A 17543-nucleotide genomic window follows, 5' to 3' on the forward strand; every position below is an offset into this window, starting at 1 on the left:
TATCATCGAACAAATCACCACTTTTATCTAATCAACTGATAAGATCATTAGGAGCTTGACCATGTGAACGAGTATCTTCTCGTGTTAACCATTTAAAATCATCTGCTCGTTCCACATTATTAATCTTCTGCAACAATTCATCGGGTAAAGCCGTCATTCGACGTGACGATAGATCCATCCATGCACCCATCATTGTTCCTCTAGTAAGGTTACGACCTTTATAATCGTAAAAATTGTGTCTAAAACTGAATAAACTACCGTCTTCACTTAGACCAATAAGCTCACAAGTAACTGTTATTGGTTTCCCTTGATGAACTTCTTTAAAATAAAAAATATTCTCATTAAAGATGACAGGACCTATATTGTGCTCATGCATTTCTCGTTGTCCAAATCCCATTTCAATGAGATAACCCATACGGGTATGACTCATAAAGTTTTGATAGGCACTATTTGCTAGATGCCTATTGGCATCTATATCACTCCATCTTACATCAAATTCTTTTTTGTACATTTTTTATTAGTTTAAATGATTAAAATCCGGCGACTTCACAGCCGAATTATCTTTTAATTTCTTCATGGCTTTCCATAGGAAATAAGCCGTTATTAAAGTGGCACTTATATCTGCAATAGGAAAACTTATCCAAACTCCTGTTTCTCCAAAAAAATTGGGTAAAATCAAAAGTAAAGGAATTAAGATAATCGCAGTTCGTAGTAGGGTGAGCAATAAAGCAGGTATTGCTTTACCTATTGCTTGATAGTAAGCCGCTCCAATTAATTGTATACTTATGATAGGCAAGGAAAGAAAAACAAGACCCAAGGCAAATGAAGTACGATCAATCACTTGTGGGGTGTCTGTAAAAACATCTCCTATAAAATCCGTATTTAAAATTAATAATAGGAAAATGATAGTTCCTAAAATACAAGCCCAAATAATACTTGTGAAAATCACCTCTCTTACACGGTCATACTTCTTTGCTCCATAATTAAATCCAGCAATAGGTAAAAAACCTTGAGTAATTCCAAGTACAGGGAACAATGCAAACATCATCATTCTACCTATAATTCCAAATACAGCAACACTTTCTTCGCCACCCAACTCAAACAATATGTTATTTAAAATTAAGTAAAGCACACTGGTAGTTGCTTGTCTGGATAAGGAAACAAAACCCAAAGCTCCTATTTCTCTTATTATTGAAAAGTTAGGCACAAAATCTTTAATTGAGCACAGCAATTCACTTTTACCAGAAATAAAAAAACCGGCTACATAAAGAAAGCATAATCCATAACTCGCCGTGGTAGCCCATGCGGCACCCATCATTCCCCAGCCTAAATACTTAATAAAGACGTAATCCAGCAGCAGGTTACCTATAGAAGGAATAAGCATGGCTATCATTGCATGAATAGGAGCTCCTTCAGCTCTTATGACATTATTCCCCATCATACACATAGCAAGAATAGGCACTCCATAAAGTACAATGCGATAGTAAATAGCAGCAGGTTCGTAGATGGCTCCTTTTCCACCAAATGCAGGTACTAAATTCTCAATAAATAACAACCCAACAACAACCAAGACTACGGTTATTATTAAGGTGATGCTTATCATATTACCAAAGGTCGTTTTGGCCTTTGAATAATTATTATCACCCATTGCTCGGGATATAATACTTGAGCCTCCTATACCGATCGCCATTCCCAAAGCGGCAATAAAAAAAGATACTGGCAAAACGACGTTTATCGCTGCAATGGCGACATCTCCAATCCAATTACCTACAAAAATGGTATCTACTAAAATATTTAAGGACATTACAAGAATTCCAATACTTGCAGGAATTGCTTGTTTTATCAATAATCCTTTAATTGGTAAAATACCTAAAGACTGTGATTTATTATGTGCTACAGAGGTTTGGGACATGGCGCACAAAGTTACAGCACGAGTAGCACTCTTGTCTTATAAGAATGTTATTTATACGGTGGCTTCAGCTCCTTGTAATGCCCATTCATCAATCCATCTAGACATTACTTTCACCCAATCTTCTCTTGTATTTAAGCATGGAATAACGTGAAACTGTTTCCCACCCACTTCGTGAAAGATTTCTTCACCTTCCATAGCAATTTCTTCCAAGGTTTCTAGACAATCACTTACAAAAGCTGGTGTTGCGATAGCGAGCTTTTTAACTCCACCTAGACCCATTTTTTCAATAGTTCGATCGGTATAAGGAGTTAACCATGGATCAAAGCCTAATCTAGATTGAAATGTAGTGCTGTAGGTACCATCTTCTAAATTTAAGTACTCACCTACTAATCTTGTAACCTCATGGCATTGATGACTATAACAAAACTCATGTGCTGGTGATGGTGTAGCACAACAAGTACCATTCATTTTACAATGACCATTTGTTATATCGCTTTTTCTTATATGACGTTTAGGGACTCCGTGATATGAGAATAAAAGATGTTCATAATCCTTACCTTCTAACGATTCTTTAATCGATTCAGACAATACTCTGATATAATCAGGGTGATTATAAAAAGGAGGCATTACAGTAAATTCCATTTGTGGAAATTGTTCCTTTCTTATTTCCTCGGCTAACACAAGTATGGTTTCAGTAGTTGCCATTGCGTATTGAGGATATAACGGAATAAGTAGGACCTCATCAACTCCTTGGTCGTGTAGCTCCTTAAGACCATTCTCAATAGTCATAGAGCCGTATCTCATAGCAAGCGAAATAGGCACACTGGTGTATGCATCTATTTTTTCCTGAAGACGCTCTGAAAGGACGATCAACGGACTTCCTTCTTCCCACCAAATCTTACTATAAGCTTTTGCACTTTTCTTTGGTCTCGTATTAAGTATAATTCCTTTTACTAAAAGAGCTCTTAATATGTAAGGTAAATCAACTACCCGTTCGTCCATTAAAAACTCATCTAGATATTTCTTTACATCTTTAGGATCGGTACTATCTGGCGAACCCAGATTAACAAGAAGAACTCCTTTTTTCATTGAACAAATTTAGAACTACAAAATTAACTTTTGTGTGGTCGTTATTATTTTTAGTCAATTACTATTACTTATAGTAATATTTGGAAATTTTAATCCCAATTTACTCCATTTTCATCAATATCTTCCTTCTCCTTGTCTTTATTCAGGTTGAAACCTGATAAGTCCTTTTTACTATATCTAACCCAAATAAAGGCAGGCATTATGATGAAAAAAATAAACAAGGTAGATAAACCTATAAGTTTATGCCCCATAGCAACGGCATTACCTAAATGCACTAGATAAAACCCTGCACCTATAACGATAACAGCTAGTATCAATAAGACTGCAAGGATTTTCAATGGTTTCATTTAACTAAAGGATATTTGACTAATTATTCTACTGTTACCTTTAAATTTAATTCTTGTAATTGCTCCTGATCAATTGCTGCAGGTGCATCAATCATAACGTCGCGACCACTATTATTCTTAGGAAATGCGATGAAATCACGAATAGTTTCCTGACCACCTAGAATAGAAACCAATCTATCAAATCCAAAAGCAAGTCCTGCGTGAGGTGGTGCCCCATATTCAAAAGCATCCATTAAAAAGCCAAATTGAGCTCTAGCCTCTTCAGGCGTAAAACCTAAATGGTTAAACATAAGCGCCTGTAATTCCTTATCAAATATTCTTACCGATCCACCACCTATTTCATTTCCATTAAGGACAAGATCATATGCATTGGCTCTTACATTACCAGGATCTGTAGAAAGTTTCTCAATATCTTCAGGTTTTGGTGATGTGAATGGGTGATGCATCGCGTGATAGCGCTCTGTATCCTCATCCCATTCTAATAATGGAAAATCAATTACCCACAAAGGAGCAAATTCTTCTGGATTGCGCAGTCCTAGTCTTTCTGCCATTTCCATACGTAGAGCGCTTAATTGCGTGCGCGTTTTATTTGTAGGTCCAGACAATACACAAATCAAGTCACCGGCCTGTGCTCCTGTAGCTTCTGCCCATTGAGCTAGATCTTCTTGTGAATAAAATTTATCTACACTAGATTTAAAACTACCATCCTCATTGCACTTTACATAGACCATTCCTAGAGCGCCTACTTGAGGACGTTTTACCCAATCAATTAACTTATCAATTTCCTTACGAGTCATGCTAGCTGCACCTGGAACAGCAATTCCAACTACAATTTCTGCTTCATTAAAGATTTTAAAATCTCTCGCTTTCGCGAAAGCGGAAAGATCACCAAACTCCATCCCAAAGCGAATATCTGGTTTGTCATTACCGTATTTTTCCATCGCTTCCTGATAAGTCATACGAGGAAACTTATCAACCTGGACATTCTTAACTTCTTTTAGTAAATGCCTCGTCATTTCCTCAAAAATGTTAAGTACATCTTCCTGCTCAACAAATGACATTTCACAGTCTATTTGTGTGAATTCCGGCTGCCTGTCTGCTCTTAAGTCCTCATCACGGAAACATTTAACTATCTGAAAATATTTATCCAGTCCACCTACCATAAGCAACTGCTTAAAGGTTTGAGGAGATTGTGGTAGTGCATAAAACTGACCTTCATTCATTCGACTAGGGACTACAAAGTCACGAGCGCCTTCAGGAGTTGATTTGATCAAAACAGGTGTTTCTACCTCTACAAAATCCTTAGATGCAAGAAAATTACGTACCTGCATAGCTACCTTAGATCGGAAAATAAGATTTTCACGCACGGGATTACGACGTATATCTAGGTAGCGGTATTTCATTCTAAGTTCTTCACCACCATCTGTTTCATCTTCAATAGTAAACGGTGGCGTTTTTGAAGCACTTAGAATTTTTAATTCCTTTACAAGTATTTCAACATCACCTGTAGGTATTTTAGCATTTTTTGATTCACGCTCGATTACAGTACCTTTTACTTGTATTACATACTCGCGACCTAACGTTTGAGCGGTTTTCATAACTGTCTCATCTGTACGGTCCTCATCAAAAATAAGCTGTGTAATACCGTAACGATCTCTCAAATCAACCCAAATCATAAATCCTTTGTCACGAGATTTTTGAACCCAACCAGACAGGGTTACCTCTTTATTTACATCGCTCACTCTTAAACTTCCGCAGTCGTGTGTTCTATACATAATATGTTCTATAAGGAGCAGCAAAAATAAACCGATTCCAACGGATATTAAACATTAAATACTTAACATTTTAAATCATAGCAATGACAAAACACGATGAAACATGTGATTTTAAAAATTAATAATATTCTGTTATTCAGAATGATACACCTTTAATGTAAATTTAACGTTACCTAATTGTTGCGTATATGTAATTTTAAAGTTAAATTTGGGTAGAACTTAAAAAGTATAGGTCATGAAAAACGTATTGATGGTAGCAGCATTGCTTGTAGGTTTTATAGTAAGCGCTCAAGAAGAAAACAAGCCCCAATTTGAACAATTAGAAAATGGTATGGTTAAGGCGACTTATTTCCATGACAACGGTTCAATTGCAGAGGAAGGAACATTTTTAAACAAAAAACGCCATGGTGAATGGATTTCTTATGATCAAAATGGTAATAAGATAGCACAAGCAGAATATTCACAAAATGAAAGAAGTGGTAAGTGGTTTTTTTGGAAAGGTGAAACACTAGTAGAGGTTGATTATTCTAATAATGCAATTGTTGCTGTAAACAACTGGACAAATAAGGAGGCAGTAGCCATTAATAAACCTTAATTTTAAAAATTTATACAATAAAAACCTCGCCAAATGGCGAGGTTTTTTTGTTTCTAGTTTTAAGTTCTGAGATCTATTAACGACTAATCTTTAACAAATCTTTGTTTAACTTAATTAACGTATTTGTTAAACAAAATTGTATTTTTACCAAAAGGATTAATTGTTATGGCCACAGTAAAAAAATCTACCGCAAAAAAGACAACTAAAAAGAAAACTCCTAATCGCCAGGATATTATAACGGCTTACATGGAATACGTTTTAGAGCATGAAAAAGAACCTAAAAGTGTATACAAGTTTGCCAAGGAAAATAAAATGGAAGAGCAAGAATTCTATGCACATTTTGGAAGCATAGAAGGTTTACGCAAGGAAATTTGGAATACCTTTTTTACTATGACAATGGACGTTGCTCATAAGAATGAGGATTATGCACATTTTTCTAATCGTGAAAAAATGCTCACTTTTTTCTACACCTTTTTTGAATTACTAACTATGAATCGTAGTTATGTTTTATTTACTCTACATGGTAAACAAAGCATGATGAACAAAATGGATGAACTTAAAGGTTTAAGAAAACATGTAAAGGATTTTGCCCGAACATTAATTCAAGAACGTAATGAAAGTAAGACCAATATTTTACTAGAGCGTTCAGAAAGTATCTACAGCGAGGGCGCATGGATTCAAATGCTTTTCCTTTTAAAATTTTGGATGGATGACGATAGTCCAGGATTTGAAAAAACAGACATGGCTATTGAAAAATCCGTTAATACCATTTTTGATGTTTTTGATAACACACCCTTAGATGCAGTTTTAGACTTTGGTAAATTCCTATGGAAGGAGCGCATGGCTTAAAATCTAAATTGATATAAAGAATTTTAAGGTCTAAAAGCATCTAAATCGTTTTGCAATCGGTTACAGCTATAAGCCTTTTGCATGTAAATCAGGTTTTACATTTTCTTGTTATGAAAACAATTGACAAAATACCTACTAGTAAAATAGGCCGCACTACAGAGCTAGTAAAGACTGGTGCCAAAATAGGTGCCAACTACCTAAAGTATTATTCAAAAAAAGCTGTTAATCCAACTCTTGACCGTAGTACTTTGGACGAGGACAATGCTGCCGATATTTATGATGGATTAAAAAGTTTGAAAGGTAGCGCTCTTAAAGTAGCTCAAATGCTTTCTATGGATAAGAGCTTGTTACCTGGTGCTTACGTAGAAAAATTTAGTCTAGCTCAATTTAGCGTTCCACCATTATCAGCACCCTTAGTTCGTAAAACATTTAGAAAGTATCAAAACGCATATCCTGAAGATATATATGATTCGTTTTCAAAAGATTCTGTAAATGCAGCTAGTATCGGTCAAGTGCACAAAGCGACTAAGGATGGTAAACAGCTCGCTGTAAAAATTCAATATCCAGGAGTGGCAGATTCTATAAGTAGTGACCTTGCCCTTGTAAAGCCTATCGCCATCAAAATGTTCAATTTGAAAGGCGAAGACAGCAAGCGTTATTTTGCCGAAGTAGAAGAAAAACTTTTAGAAGAAACCGACTATGAATTAGAGGTAAAGCAAAGTATAGAAGTTACTGAGGCTTGTAGCCATATACCTGGATTAAAATTTCCATCTTATTATCCAGAGCTTTCTAGCAAGCGCATTATAACCATGGATTGGATGCAAGGAACACACTTAAGTGAATTTGCAAAAACAGATTTTAACTCCAAAACTGGGAATAAATTAGGTCAAACGCTTTGGGATTTTTACATGTTTCAAATGCACGGCCTTAAAGCCGTACATGCAGATCCTCATCCTGGTAATTTTCTAATTTCAGAGGATAATGAATTAATTGCAATAGATTTTGGATGTATCAAACAAGTACCTGAAGAATTTTACCAGCCTTACTTTGAGCTTGCGGTACCAGAACATATCAACAACCCTGATACATTCAAGGAAAAATTGAAACAGCTAGAAATCCTACGTCCAGACGATACTGATCAAGAAATTGAATATTTCTCTGCTTTATTCCATGAGATGCTTAGTTTGTTTACTAAACCTTTTCAAGAAAAAACTTTCGACTTTTCTGATGAATCTTTTTGGGATGAAATATCCTCTTTAAGTGAGAAGTATAGCAACGATAAGGAATTGCGTAAAATGAACGGTAATAGAGGTAGTAAGCATTTCCTATATATCAATCGCACTTTCTTTGGACTATATAATCTATTACACGATTTAAAAGCAACTGTAAACACTCACGATTATATAAAATATCTAGAAGAAAAAGGTCTTAAAAATCATAGCGCGCTCTCATAATGTGAAGCGCGCTATTAGAAATTATAGTATTAAGCAGTTTATAGAATCGATACTTAATCTTTATAAACCACTCCATCCTTCATAACAAAATCTATTTGCTCTAGAATGGCGATATTCTTTTCTGGATTTTCTGTTACCGCTACCACATCTGCATAGAAACCAGGTTGCAACTGTCCGATTTCATTTTCCATATTAAGGATTATAGCTGGTGAAATAGTGGCGCTTTGTAAGGCTTCCATAGGTTTCATTCCAGCTTCTACCATGTAGCCAAATTCCTTGGCATTTTTACCATGGGCAAACACACCAGCATCAGTACCAAAAACAATAGGCACACCTCGCTTGTAGGCTCTCGCAAAGGTCCCTTGTATTTGTGGACCAACTTCTCTCGCCTTGGGTACAACCACTTCTGGATAAAAACCTTCTTCCTCTGCTTTGAGTGCCACTTCTTTACCTGCCGTTATGGTAGGAACTAGATAGCAATTTTTCTCAATCATAAGATCCATTGTTTCTTCACTCATATAGGTACCATGCTCAATGGTTTTAACACCACCTTCAACAGCCCTACGCATGCCCTCGTCACCGTGAGCATGAGCAGCTACATGAAACCCATAATCAGCAGCGGTTTGTGTAATCGAGCGTATTTCTTCAATAGTAAATTGTGGGTTACTGCCGTTTTTTGCAACACTTAAAACACCACCAGTTGCTGTAATCTTTATACAGTCTGCGCCATTTTTATACCTATGTCTAACAGCTTCCCTACCTTCTTCGGGAGAATTAATTACTCCTTGTCTGGGACCTGGATCACCCATTAATTTTTGATTACTACCATTTGTAGGGTCTGCATGACCGCCAGTACTAGCAATAGATTTTCCAGCCGTAAAAATACGCGGTCCCGGTACTTTCCCTTTATTAATAGCATCTCGCAGGGAAATATTTATACCACTACCACCTAAATCTCTTACTGTTGTAAAACCTGAAAGAAGTGTGATTTCAGCATACTTTACTGAGTCATAAGCAACATCTGCTGGATCGTCTACATATTTTTGGACATATGCATGTGGATTATATTCTGTCTCCATATGCACATGCATATCTGTAAATCCTGGCATCACCCATTGATCTTTTAAATCTATAAGGTTTATTTGTCCTGTAGGTGTTTTGTATCCCTTCTGCACTGATTGTATTTTATTCCCTTCAATGATTAAAGTCATTTCGGTTTGCCACTCACCTTTTTTGGCATCTAGTAAGTGACCTGCGTGTATGAACGTTGTGGTTGAAGGTTGTTGTGAGTACGCTTTCGCGAAAGCGAGACATACCAACAACATCAGTGCTGCGATATTTTTCATAATTAAGAATTTACAAACTCTAATACTTTGTCTGTTATAAATTTGATTTGCTCGTCATCCAATTCTGTGTGCATAGGTAATGATATACATTCCTTTACTAATCTATTTGTTACTCCAAAGTCCTTTTCTTGATAGCGATCATCGGCATAGGCTTTTTGAAGGTGTAATGGTATAGGATAGTAAACACCGCAAGGAATATCATGTTGGTTCAAATAGGCTACGAGCGCATCGCGATCGGTATCTTTTACAAGTAAGGTATATTGATGAAACACATGACAATCACAGTTATCACAAATGAGCGGCGTGATAATCTTCTCGTTACCAGCAAGTGCTGCCGTGTATTTTCTAGCAGCGGTTCTACGAGCCTCATTGTATTGATCTAGACGACGTAATTTTGATCTAAGAACAGTTGCCTGAACAGAATCCAATCGTGAATTGACTCCTACAACATCGTGGTGATATCTAACATACATTCCATGATTCACGATTCCTCTTATGGTATGAGCAAGATCATCATCATTAGTAAAAATAGCGCCACCATCACCATAACAACCTAAATTTTTGGAAGGAAAAAAAGAAGTAGTACCTACATTACCTATTGTTCCAGTCTTAGACTTAGTACCATCCTCATTTAAGTAGTTAGCTCCAATAGCTTGTGCATTATCCTCAATCACATACAAATCATGCTCTCTTGCAATTTCCATGATTTCACTCATGTTTGCTACTTGCCCAAATAAATGAACAGGTACGATGGCCTTAGTTTTAGGAGTAATGGCTTTTCTTATAGCTTCTGGATCAATGTTAAAATTGAAAGGATTAACATCCACTAGAACTGGTGTAAGCCTAAGTAGCGCAATTACCTCAACTGTCGCTGCAAACGTAAAATCGGCAGTAATCACTTCATCACCTGGCTCTAGACCCAATCCCATCATAGCTATTTGAAGAGCATCAGTACCATTGGCACATGGTATCACATGTTTTACATCTAGGTACTCTTCTAGCTCTTTTTGAAAAGCGTGAACTTCGGGACCATTTATATATGCGGTAGATTCTATCACATTCATGATACCTGCATCTACCTCTTCTTTTATTTTTTCATATTGACCTTTGAGGTCAACCATTTGAATCTTACGCATTTGTAATTTAATTTTTGGAAAAAGTCAATGTTTTGACTCTACTTGTAAAAATACGCAATATTAGGAGCATGACCCAAGCGTATTTTTTGTACTATTTTTGAGTAAAATCAATTGTTTTTTGAAAGTTTTATATCGTATTATAATGGCTGCTGCAAAGGCTGGCTTGCCCCTAATCGGATTATTCAATAAAAAGATTAACCTAGGGGCAAAAGGTCGTGGTGCTACGTGGGATATCCTTGATCAAAAGGTAAAGAAAACTACTCCAAAAATCTGGGTTCACGCAGCCAGCCTAGGAGAGTTTGAACAAGTAGTCCCAGTGCTAGAAAAAATTAATCGAGAAAAATATCAAGTTGTTTTAAGCTTTTTCTCACCTAGTGGTTATGAAAATAAAAAGCATACATCGCTGGCTGATGTTGTTTGTTACCTACCTCTTGACACAAGGACTAATGCTCAAAAATTCATAAAGATTGTTGAGCCCAGTCTCGCAATTATGGTAAAATATGAGTTTTGGCCACAATACCTTAATCAACTTAAACTTAAAAAGATTCACACCATACTAGTAAGTGGAGTTTTTAGAGAAAAAATGCCTTTTAATTCCTGGTACGGCAAGTGGATGACACCTTCTTTAGAAGCCTTTTCTCATTTCTTTTTACAAGATGAACATTCATTATACCATCTTAAAAATCTGGGATATACAAATGCAACCGTGAGCGGCGATACTAGGTTTGATCGTGCCAGCCAACTCATTGAGCGTGGTAACCATCTAGATTTCTTAGATGAATTTCTCGCTAACAAAAAGTGCCTCGTGGTAGGTAGTAGCTGGCCAGAGGATATTTCGGTTATGAAGAACTGGTTAAACTCCAATAGTCAAAATGAAGATTACAAGGTAATCATAGCACCACACGAAGTTCATAGTAATGCGATAAAGCAATTAATAGATCAACTTGATCATCCTGTACAATTGTACAGTGAGATTGAAAAAAATAAAGTAGTCGAAGAAACAACTACCCTTATAATCGACAGTATAGGAAAGCTTACTCTAGCCTATAGCTACGCTAGTATTGCTTATGTAGGTGGAGCTATGGGTACAAAAGGATTGCACAATATTCTCGAGGCCGCAACCTTTGGAATACCGGTAGTGATTGGAAAAAACTATGAAAAATTTCCTGAGGCAGGAAAACTTGAAGATTTAGGCGGACTGTTTTCAATAAAAAACAAACAAGAATTCAATGAGATAATCAATAAACTTTTTGAAGATGATTATTTAAGAGACAAAACTGGTATGATTTCTGGACATTGGATTAACAGCAATACGGGTGCCACTCGATTAATACTTAATTATTTAAAAGAATACAATGAAGATATGGTTGTCCATAATTAGCCTTTTTATAAGTTTAATTAATAATGCCCAAGATAACATTGTTGTAGTGGACAATGAAACAAAAGAAGGCATTGCATTTGCCACGGTAAGTTTTGGTAACGGTAATGGAACCTTTGCCGATGGTGATGGTGTATTCAAATTCTCAAAGGTCCTTTATAAGGATGTTGATTCTTTATTCATTAGCTCAATAGGCTATCAAGAACTGGCTTTATCATCAAGTAAAATCGCAGACACTTTATTCCTCAAAGCCAAACAAAACAATCTGGAAACAGTTATTATAAACGCACAACTTACAGGAAAACACAAACGAAAGAAAAAGAAAGAGCTCGTTCATGATAATTATCATGATTGCTGGCTACCTACTGTAGAAAGTGAAATCGCTGTAAGATTTGATCGCTATGAAAACGCACCTACTCAAATCAAAATATTAAAACTACCTATATTACTAGAAGACACGCAGCGCAGCAAAAATCGTAAACAGACCAGAAGATTCTCTACCATGTTTAGAGTTGTGTTTTACGACGTATCACCAGATGGCAAACCAGTAAGAGAATCTCTGTGGCCTTCAAAAACTTTTATAATTACCCAAGAAGCCGGCGACGTGTACGAGCTGGATATTGAAGATCTCAATATTAATATTCCTCAAGAAGGCATTTTTGCTTCCATACAAGTTTTAGGCTATACCACGCCCAAGGGCGAATTAATAAAAGCAAAAAAATATCGTGAATTCAAATCTAAGTACGGTACCCAAAAAATAGCCACAACTTATAGACCTCTATTACCTTTTACTGACGAGATAGAAGGGAAGAAAACGTATGTACGTCGCATATTTTTAAACAACAAGCAATGGACACTTTTTGATTTCTCCTATAATCCAAAAAGCAAATTACTGCGCAGTGGTCATGAAAATTACGGCATGGGCGCCGAGTTTAAAGTGTTCTACAAAGACTAATCCAAAGAAAAAATCTAGACTACACGGTTACCGCCTTATTCAAATAGTCTCTAAAGGGCATCATCTCTTTATAAATATGCACACAATGATCCATAAAATCGGCTTGCATAACTTCCTTTTGGGTAAGAGAATGCGATACAGCATGTGTTTTTTTACGCAATAAATCAATATGTTCATGATCTTGTGAAAATCCTTTAGGCGCCGTTTTCAAACTTTCGCCGTCATCGATAAGGTCAAAGGTGTCTTTAAAAGACTTCTTATTAAGCACCTTCTTGAATTCATCGCCGTTATAATCAATAGCATCCCTTATAGAGTCTAGCAATTCCTTTTTAGGTTTCCAATAACCACCAGCCAGAAAAGACTCATTTACACCTATATGGATATAAAAATCACCCTGCTTACCGCTAGCGTTTAAATCTAATCCTGCCCCAAAATGATCTTTATATATAGGCTTGTTAGGATGATATAACAGGTTGTTATTAATTCGATTAAGCGCCTTGCGTCCATCGGTTGAAATATAATTATCATCAACTTGCATTAGTTTTTGATCCAGCTCATTCAACCAGACTATGTAATCGTCCCGTACCTCATGGTAGCGTTTCCTATTTTGATCCATCCATTCTTTATTATTGTTTTTTTGCAATTCACGCAAAAATTCAAACATTTTTCTAAAATTCATATTTTAAACAATTTGTGTTAAAATAGTTTCGCTTTCGCGAAAGCGTAAACAATTTAACAGTTTTTATAAGTACTTAATATAATTATAAGACTAACTGCTAGGTGAGCTACATATCTTTGATCAAAACAAACACCGACATGAAAAAAATAGTTTTATTACTTGCGATTGCTTGTACAACATTAGTCATTTCTTGTAGAGAAACTGAAACTAAAACAGTAATCAAAGAAGTTGAAAAGGAAGCTGAAGAAACTGAAGGAGCTCTTGAACGTGCTGCTAAAAAAGTAGATAAAGAAGTTAATGAAGAGATTGATGAGCAAATAGAAAAAATAGGCGACGATAATTAAAAAATTGCTATGAAAAAGATATTATTAGGTCTATTATTCTTGTTCACCTTAAGTTTAACCAGTTGTCGTGACGAACGACCTGGAATGGACAAAGTTGAAGTACAAGGACTAGGTGAAGACGCTAACGACAGCGATGCTCAAGAAAGTTTTGATACTAATCCTACACCAGCAGATAAGGATTAAAATCAAGATTAATCTTATAAAAAAGGCACTTTTAAGTGCCTTTTTTTATGCTTTGGATTTAAAGTCTTGCTAAATTCAACCCATAAGTTCAACACATTTGTTTATTTATCTGTTCGATAGGCTTATTATAATTAAACTTATTTAATGCACTTTTCATTTCAATTTAGATTGATGTTGTAAGAATAGTAAAAACATTTAACCTATATTAATCATGAACAACACTGCTCAGTAATACTGGAAAATGATATTGGTTCTACGTCTACTAACATCCAAGCACCTTCGCTTTGTTCATAAAAACCGATCATGCCATTTTCACCAATGAAAGAACCACTACAACAGCCTGTTTCATCTTCTACACTATACTTTATCAAACCTGTCTCAAAATTCCCACAATCACAGTTTTTTCCAAAAGAAAAGTTTAGAAAAAACATAGATATAATTAATACATAGATTTTTAGCTTCATAACAAATTAATTTAAGAATTGCAGTTTATTAAGCTGTCCTAATTTCTGTTTTTGAAGTTCTTGATTATTCCAAGAAGCATTCTCTAAATACATTTTGTTTTTATTATAAAAATCATCCAATAATTTTTTCCTTTTTGGGTCTGATAATTTATAATTTTTGTTTACCAATGAATAAAAAGTAGCCATTGAGGGGATATTAGAATTCATCCTTGACATGTCATTTATTAAAACATTGACTTGCTCTTCATTTAATTGAGAAGTCCTACTATAAAAATTAGTGTGCCACATAGCTAATAAATTGTTATAATACAATTCCGATCGATGTTCATTTTTTTCAGCTTTGTAAACATCAAACAAATCATCAATTGACAACTTATTAAATTTATCCGAATTCCAGCTGACAGAAGATTTTGGAACTGCATATTTTTCTACTTCTGATGGAATGGTCCCTTTTTCTGAATCATCTTTAATCTGTTCAGAATTGTTAGTACACGCCATAAGTATTATAGCTAGTAAAACAAAATAGAATAATTTATTTTTTTCATAATATAAAAATTTAAACGTTTTGACCTGAACAACAAGATTCTTGTGCGGCTGCCGGTGAAATAAATTCCCTACCAATCCAATGCCATGCTTCACCCTCATTTACATAAGTATCGTAATAAGCGTATTCACCGACCACAGTCCCAGTACAGCAACCTCTACCATTATTCAAAATTTGGTAATGTGTAATACCTCCTTCAAAATCCCCACATCCACAATAATTGTAATCAGATGTTGAAAAATTTGAAAAAGTCATTAATAATCCAATAAGATAAAATGTTTTCATAACTCATTAATTTCCATAAAGTTAAATAAAAAAAAATTGCATTGTTTAACTTATTAACAAAATATTGATACTATTGTTAATATTAAAAATTAATTATAGCTCTTTATTTTTTTAATTTCTTCTCTTAAACTTTCTAAACCTTCTTGTAAGCTAATCATAGCTTCTTGACCTTCTCGTACCTCTAGGTCAAAACTTAGTTTTGAATTCACTTCCCATAGTTCTGTAATTTCTTCTACGGGTTGTTCAATAACTGGATATTCTCTATTTAATGAAATCAAGTATACCTCGCGACTAGATTCGGTTTTACGTAGTTTTTTAACTAGAACACTATCAGGTGTTACTACAACATGAATACGATTGTTATTTGCAGCAGCCATACTTTCTACCGCTTTACCCATTACCCATTCTTTAGGTTGTAGTACGGGTAACATACTATCTCCTTTTACTTGAAAAGCTCTATAACTACCTTCCTTATATTGAGGTAATGGTATATTAAAAGCAGGCAATTCATTATACCAATCTGTATCTTGCACATTACTGGCATAACCGGCACTAGCTTTAATAGGCACCATAATCATATTCTCGCGTTCATTTGAATCTAGAGTTACCACTTTTGGTGAAGTACTAGCGCTTGTATCCAGCTTCTTATTATAACTTGTACCATACAGCCACATAGGGTTTACTTGAAATTGCTTTAATAGTTCAACTACTACGCTTCCTGTAATCTTCTTTTTGCCGCGTTCAATATCTGCGGTTGATGATCCAGCTCCTAGCAATTGAGCAAATTCAGATTGGGTTTTACCCAACTCTTCTCTAATTATTTTAAAGCGTTTAGCCTCTATTGGAATGTCTTGTGCCATAAAACAAATATACATATTAATGGAATATTTCCAATTTTAACACTGGAATATTTCCTACTTAATGGAATTATTCCATATATTTGACCTGTTAAACGGAATTTTTATTGGAATTATTCCAAAATAAGATTTATTATGTGTGGAAGAGCAACTTTACTATCGTCACAAGCAACATTAGAAAAACGATTTAATGCAAGATTTGCTAGTAAAATACCATTAGTAGAAAATGTAAACATAAGCGCTGGTGACCTCATACCTGTAGTTACATCTAGTAACCCACATCACATACAAATGTTTACATTAGGATTTACTCCACACTGGGCACACAAGCAAACTTATATGCTTAATGCTCGTGCAGAAGGAAGTAACAATAAAGAAAACAACAGTCAATATGATGGAGCACTAGGTATTTTCCAGAAACCTATGTTTCGTAAAGCGATAAAAAGCCAGCGTTGCTTAGTGCTAGTCGATGGTTTTATTGAAGGACCTAAACACGAGAAACTAAATAGACCGTATTTTATTTATCCAAATCAAAATCAAGGTCCATTTGCACTAGCTGGTATTTACGACATATGGCAACATCCTCTTACAGGTCAATTACATCACACAGTAGCGATAGTAACCACAGCTGCAAATCGTATCACAAAACGTATCGAGCATCACCGCGCTCCTTTAGTCCTTACAAAAAAACAAGAAGAGCTTTGGCTAGACACAGATCTAGATGTAAAACAATTATCATCAATTATGAAGCCTTTTGACCCTAAAGGTTTTAACGCATATCCTATTTCTCAAAAAATTAAAAATCCAAAATCTAACGGTTTAGACTTATTAAAACCAATAGGAGATAAATTATTTATGGACTTTAATCGCAGTCCTTATGAAAAGTTGAAATACAAGGAAGAGCATTCTTATAGTATAAGAGAAGAACGCCTGGTTGAAGGAGATCAATTTGTATTGTTTTAATCACAAATACCGTGAATGAAATGTCAATAGAAAAAATTAAACGTGAGGTTGCATCAAGGATTGAACAACTCATGCAGCACAGGAAAAAATCACTTCTAGTAGCTCAACTTTTAAAACAAAATGTAAAAAGCTGGCCAGAAAAGGTTGCAGAGACTAATGAACTAGTTAATAAAGCTTACGAGGTCATCAACGAAGTATTGTTACAGCATCAAATCAAATGGAATAATGACCTAGAACGCGAGGGAATAATTAGTTATTTGGAACCTACAGTACATGACATTGTCATAAAAAACATGGACGATTAAAAATAAAGCTTCCTTTATAACACGAATTGCACCTCACAGGATTTCCTAGTGAGGTTTTTTAACCTCTAATTTTAAAGTAAAGA

21 protein-coding genes are annotated in these 17543 nt (G+C 35.2%); 9 read left to right on the top strand and 12 right to left on the bottom strand.

Annotation, left to right across the window (positions count from 1 at the left end; all coding sequences use genetic code 11):
* Window positions 1-31: 31 nt before the first annotated feature.
* From BST93_RS00665 to aspS, 5 genes are all read right to left on the bottom strand, one after another.
* Window positions 32-511: an acyl-CoA thioesterase gene (locus tag BST93_RS00665; protein ID WP_105017713.1), complete on the bottom strand. Its 480-nt coding sequence runs from the start codon at window positions 509-511 to the stop codon at window positions 32-34.
* A gap of 6 nt (window positions 512-517) precedes the next feature.
* On the bottom strand, window positions 518-1912 hold the full coding sequence (locus BST93_RS00670) for an MATE family efflux transporter (protein ID WP_042276369.1): 1395 nt from the start codon (window positions 1910-1912) through the stop codon (window positions 518-520).
* 51 nt (window positions 1913-1963) lie between these two features.
* The gene (gene hemH, locus BST93_RS00675; RefSeq protein WP_105017714.1) at window positions 1964-3001 is read right to left on the bottom strand and encodes a ferrochelatase; all 1038 of its coding nucleotides are present in this window, start codon (window positions 2999-3001) and stop codon (window positions 1964-1966) included.
* A gap of 89 nt (window positions 3002-3090) precedes the next feature.
* On the bottom strand, window positions 3091-3348 hold the full coding sequence (locus BST93_RS00680; protein WP_060523351.1) for a hypothetical protein: 258 nt from the start codon (window positions 3346-3348) through the stop codon (window positions 3091-3093).
* A gap of 23 nt (window positions 3349-3371) precedes the next feature.
* The gene (gene aspS, locus BST93_RS00685) at window positions 3372-5123 is read right to left on the bottom strand and encodes an aspartate--tRNA ligase (RefSeq protein WP_105017715.1); all 1752 of its coding nucleotides are present in this window, start codon (window positions 5121-5123) and stop codon (window positions 3372-3374) included.
* A gap of 235 nt (window positions 5124-5358) precedes the next feature.
* Here aspS and BST93_RS00690 point away from each other — a divergent pair, with 235 nt between their 5' ends.
* The 3 genes from BST93_RS00690 to BST93_RS00700 all read left to right on the top strand — a co-directional run bounded on the left by BST93_RS00690 (window position 5359) and on the right by BST93_RS00700 (window position 8021).
* A complete protein-coding gene (locus BST93_RS00690; RefSeq protein WP_042276378.1) occupies window positions 5359-5718 on the top strand; it encodes a toxin-antitoxin system YwqK family antitoxin in 360 nt (119 codons plus the stop codon).
* Between the two features lie 165 nt (window positions 5719-5883).
* On the top strand, window positions 5884-6567 hold the full coding sequence (locus BST93_RS00695) for a TetR/AcrR family transcriptional regulator (protein WP_085775734.1): 684 nt from the start codon (window positions 5884-5886) through the stop codon (window positions 6565-6567).
* A gap of 110 nt (window positions 6568-6677) precedes the next feature.
* Window positions 6678-8021 (top strand): ABC1 kinase family protein, encoded by a 1344-nt coding sequence (locus tag BST93_RS00700; protein ID WP_060523354.1) that lies wholly within the window; start codon window positions 6678-6680, stop codon window positions 8019-8021.
* A gap of 53 nt (window positions 8022-8074) precedes the next feature.
* Here BST93_RS00700 and BST93_RS00705 read toward each other — a convergent pair whose 3' ends face one another.
* Window positions 8075-9367 (bottom strand): metal-dependent hydrolase family protein, encoded by a 1293-nt coding sequence (locus tag BST93_RS00705; protein ID WP_105017716.1) that lies wholly within the window; start codon window positions 9365-9367, stop codon window positions 8075-8077.
* A 2-nt stretch (window positions 9368-9369) separates the two neighbouring features.
* Complete coding sequence (locus tag BST93_RS00710; protein WP_105017717.1) at window positions 9370-10503, bottom strand: DegT/DnrJ/EryC1/StrS family aminotransferase; 1134 nt, start codon at window positions 10501-10503, stop codon at window positions 9370-9372.
* Window positions 10504-10621: 118 nt separating this feature from the next.
* Here BST93_RS00710 and BST93_RS00715 point away from each other — a divergent pair, with 118 nt between their 5' ends.
* Together BST93_RS00715 and BST93_RS00720 are read left to right on the top strand one after the other, a co-directional pair.
* The gene (locus BST93_RS00715; RefSeq protein WP_181072521.1) at window positions 10622-11884 is read left to right on the top strand and encodes a 3-deoxy-D-manno-octulosonic acid transferase; all 1263 of its coding nucleotides are present in this window, start codon (window positions 10622-10624) and stop codon (window positions 11882-11884) included.
* Window positions 11859-12836: a carboxypeptidase-like regulatory domain-containing protein gene (locus BST93_RS00720; protein ID WP_105017719.1), complete on the top strand. Its 978-nt coding sequence runs from the start codon at window positions 11859-11861 to the stop codon at window positions 12834-12836. Before BST93_RS00715 ends, BST93_RS00720 begins: the two co-directional genes overlap by 26 nt.
* Window positions 12837-12855: 19 nt before the next feature.
* Here the strand turns inward: BST93_RS00720 and BST93_RS00725 are convergent, their stop codons facing one another.
* On the bottom strand, window positions 12856-13515 hold the full coding sequence (locus BST93_RS00725) for a DUF2461 domain-containing protein (protein ID WP_105017720.1): 660 nt from the start codon (window positions 13513-13515) through the stop codon (window positions 12856-12858).
* A gap of 137 nt (window positions 13516-13652) precedes the next feature.
* On the opposite strand from BST93_RS00725, the gene BST93_RS00730 reads away from it, so the two are divergent.
* Window positions 13653-13859 (top strand): hypothetical protein, encoded by a 207-nt coding sequence (locus BST93_RS00730; protein WP_105017721.1) that lies wholly within the window; start codon window positions 13653-13655, stop codon window positions 13857-13859.
* Window positions 13860-13868: 9 nt separating this feature from the next.
* On the top strand, window positions 13869-14042 hold the full coding sequence (locus BST93_RS14140) for a hypothetical protein (RefSeq protein ID WP_157546975.1): 174 nt from the start codon (window positions 13869-13871) through the stop codon (window positions 14040-14042).
* Window positions 14043-14251: 209 nt separating this feature from the next.
* Here BST93_RS14140 and BST93_RS00735 read toward each other — a convergent pair whose 3' ends face one another.
* The 4 genes from BST93_RS00735 to BST93_RS00750 all read right to left on the bottom strand — a co-directional run bounded on the left by BST93_RS00735 (window position 14252) and on the right by BST93_RS00750 (window position 16195).
* A complete protein-coding gene (locus BST93_RS00735; RefSeq protein ID WP_105017722.1) occupies window positions 14252-14506 on the bottom strand; it encodes a hypothetical protein in 255 nt (84 codons plus the stop codon).
* 6 nt (window positions 14507-14512) lie between these two features.
* A complete protein-coding gene (locus BST93_RS00740) occupies window positions 14513-15004 on the bottom strand; it encodes a hypothetical protein (RefSeq protein ID WP_085775554.1) in 492 nt (163 codons plus the stop codon).
* 58 nt (window positions 15005-15062) lie between these two features.
* On the bottom strand, window positions 15063-15335 hold the full coding sequence (locus BST93_RS00745; RefSeq protein WP_042276391.1) for a hypothetical protein: 273 nt from the start codon (window positions 15333-15335) through the stop codon (window positions 15063-15065).
* Window positions 15336-15424: 89 nt separating this feature from the next.
* Window positions 15425-16195, bottom strand: a complete 771-nt coding sequence (locus BST93_RS00750; RefSeq protein ID WP_105017723.1) for a LexA family transcriptional regulator — start codon at window positions 16193-16195, stop codon at window positions 15425-15427.
* A gap of 132 nt (window positions 16196-16327) precedes the next feature.
* On the opposite strand from BST93_RS00750, the gene BST93_RS00755 reads away from it, so the two are divergent.
* Both BST93_RS00755 and BST93_RS00760 read left to right on the top strand, forming a co-directional pair.
* Window positions 16328-17155 (top strand): SOS response-associated peptidase, encoded by an 828-nt coding sequence (locus BST93_RS00755; protein WP_042276394.1) that lies wholly within the window; start codon window positions 16328-16330, stop codon window positions 17153-17155.
* Between the two features lie 20 nt (window positions 17156-17175).
* Window positions 17176-17460, top strand: coding sequence for a hypothetical protein (locus BST93_RS00760; protein ID WP_105017724.1), 285 nt, complete (start codon window positions 17176-17178; stop codon window positions 17458-17460).
* The last annotated feature ends 83 nt before the right edge of the window (window positions 17461-17543 follow it).

The organism is Nonlabens tegetincola (genome assembly GCF_002954355.1).
In the GTDB taxonomy this organism is placed as follows: Bacteria; Bacteroidota; Bacteroidia; order Flavobacteriales; family Flavobacteriaceae; genus Nonlabens; species Nonlabens tegetincola.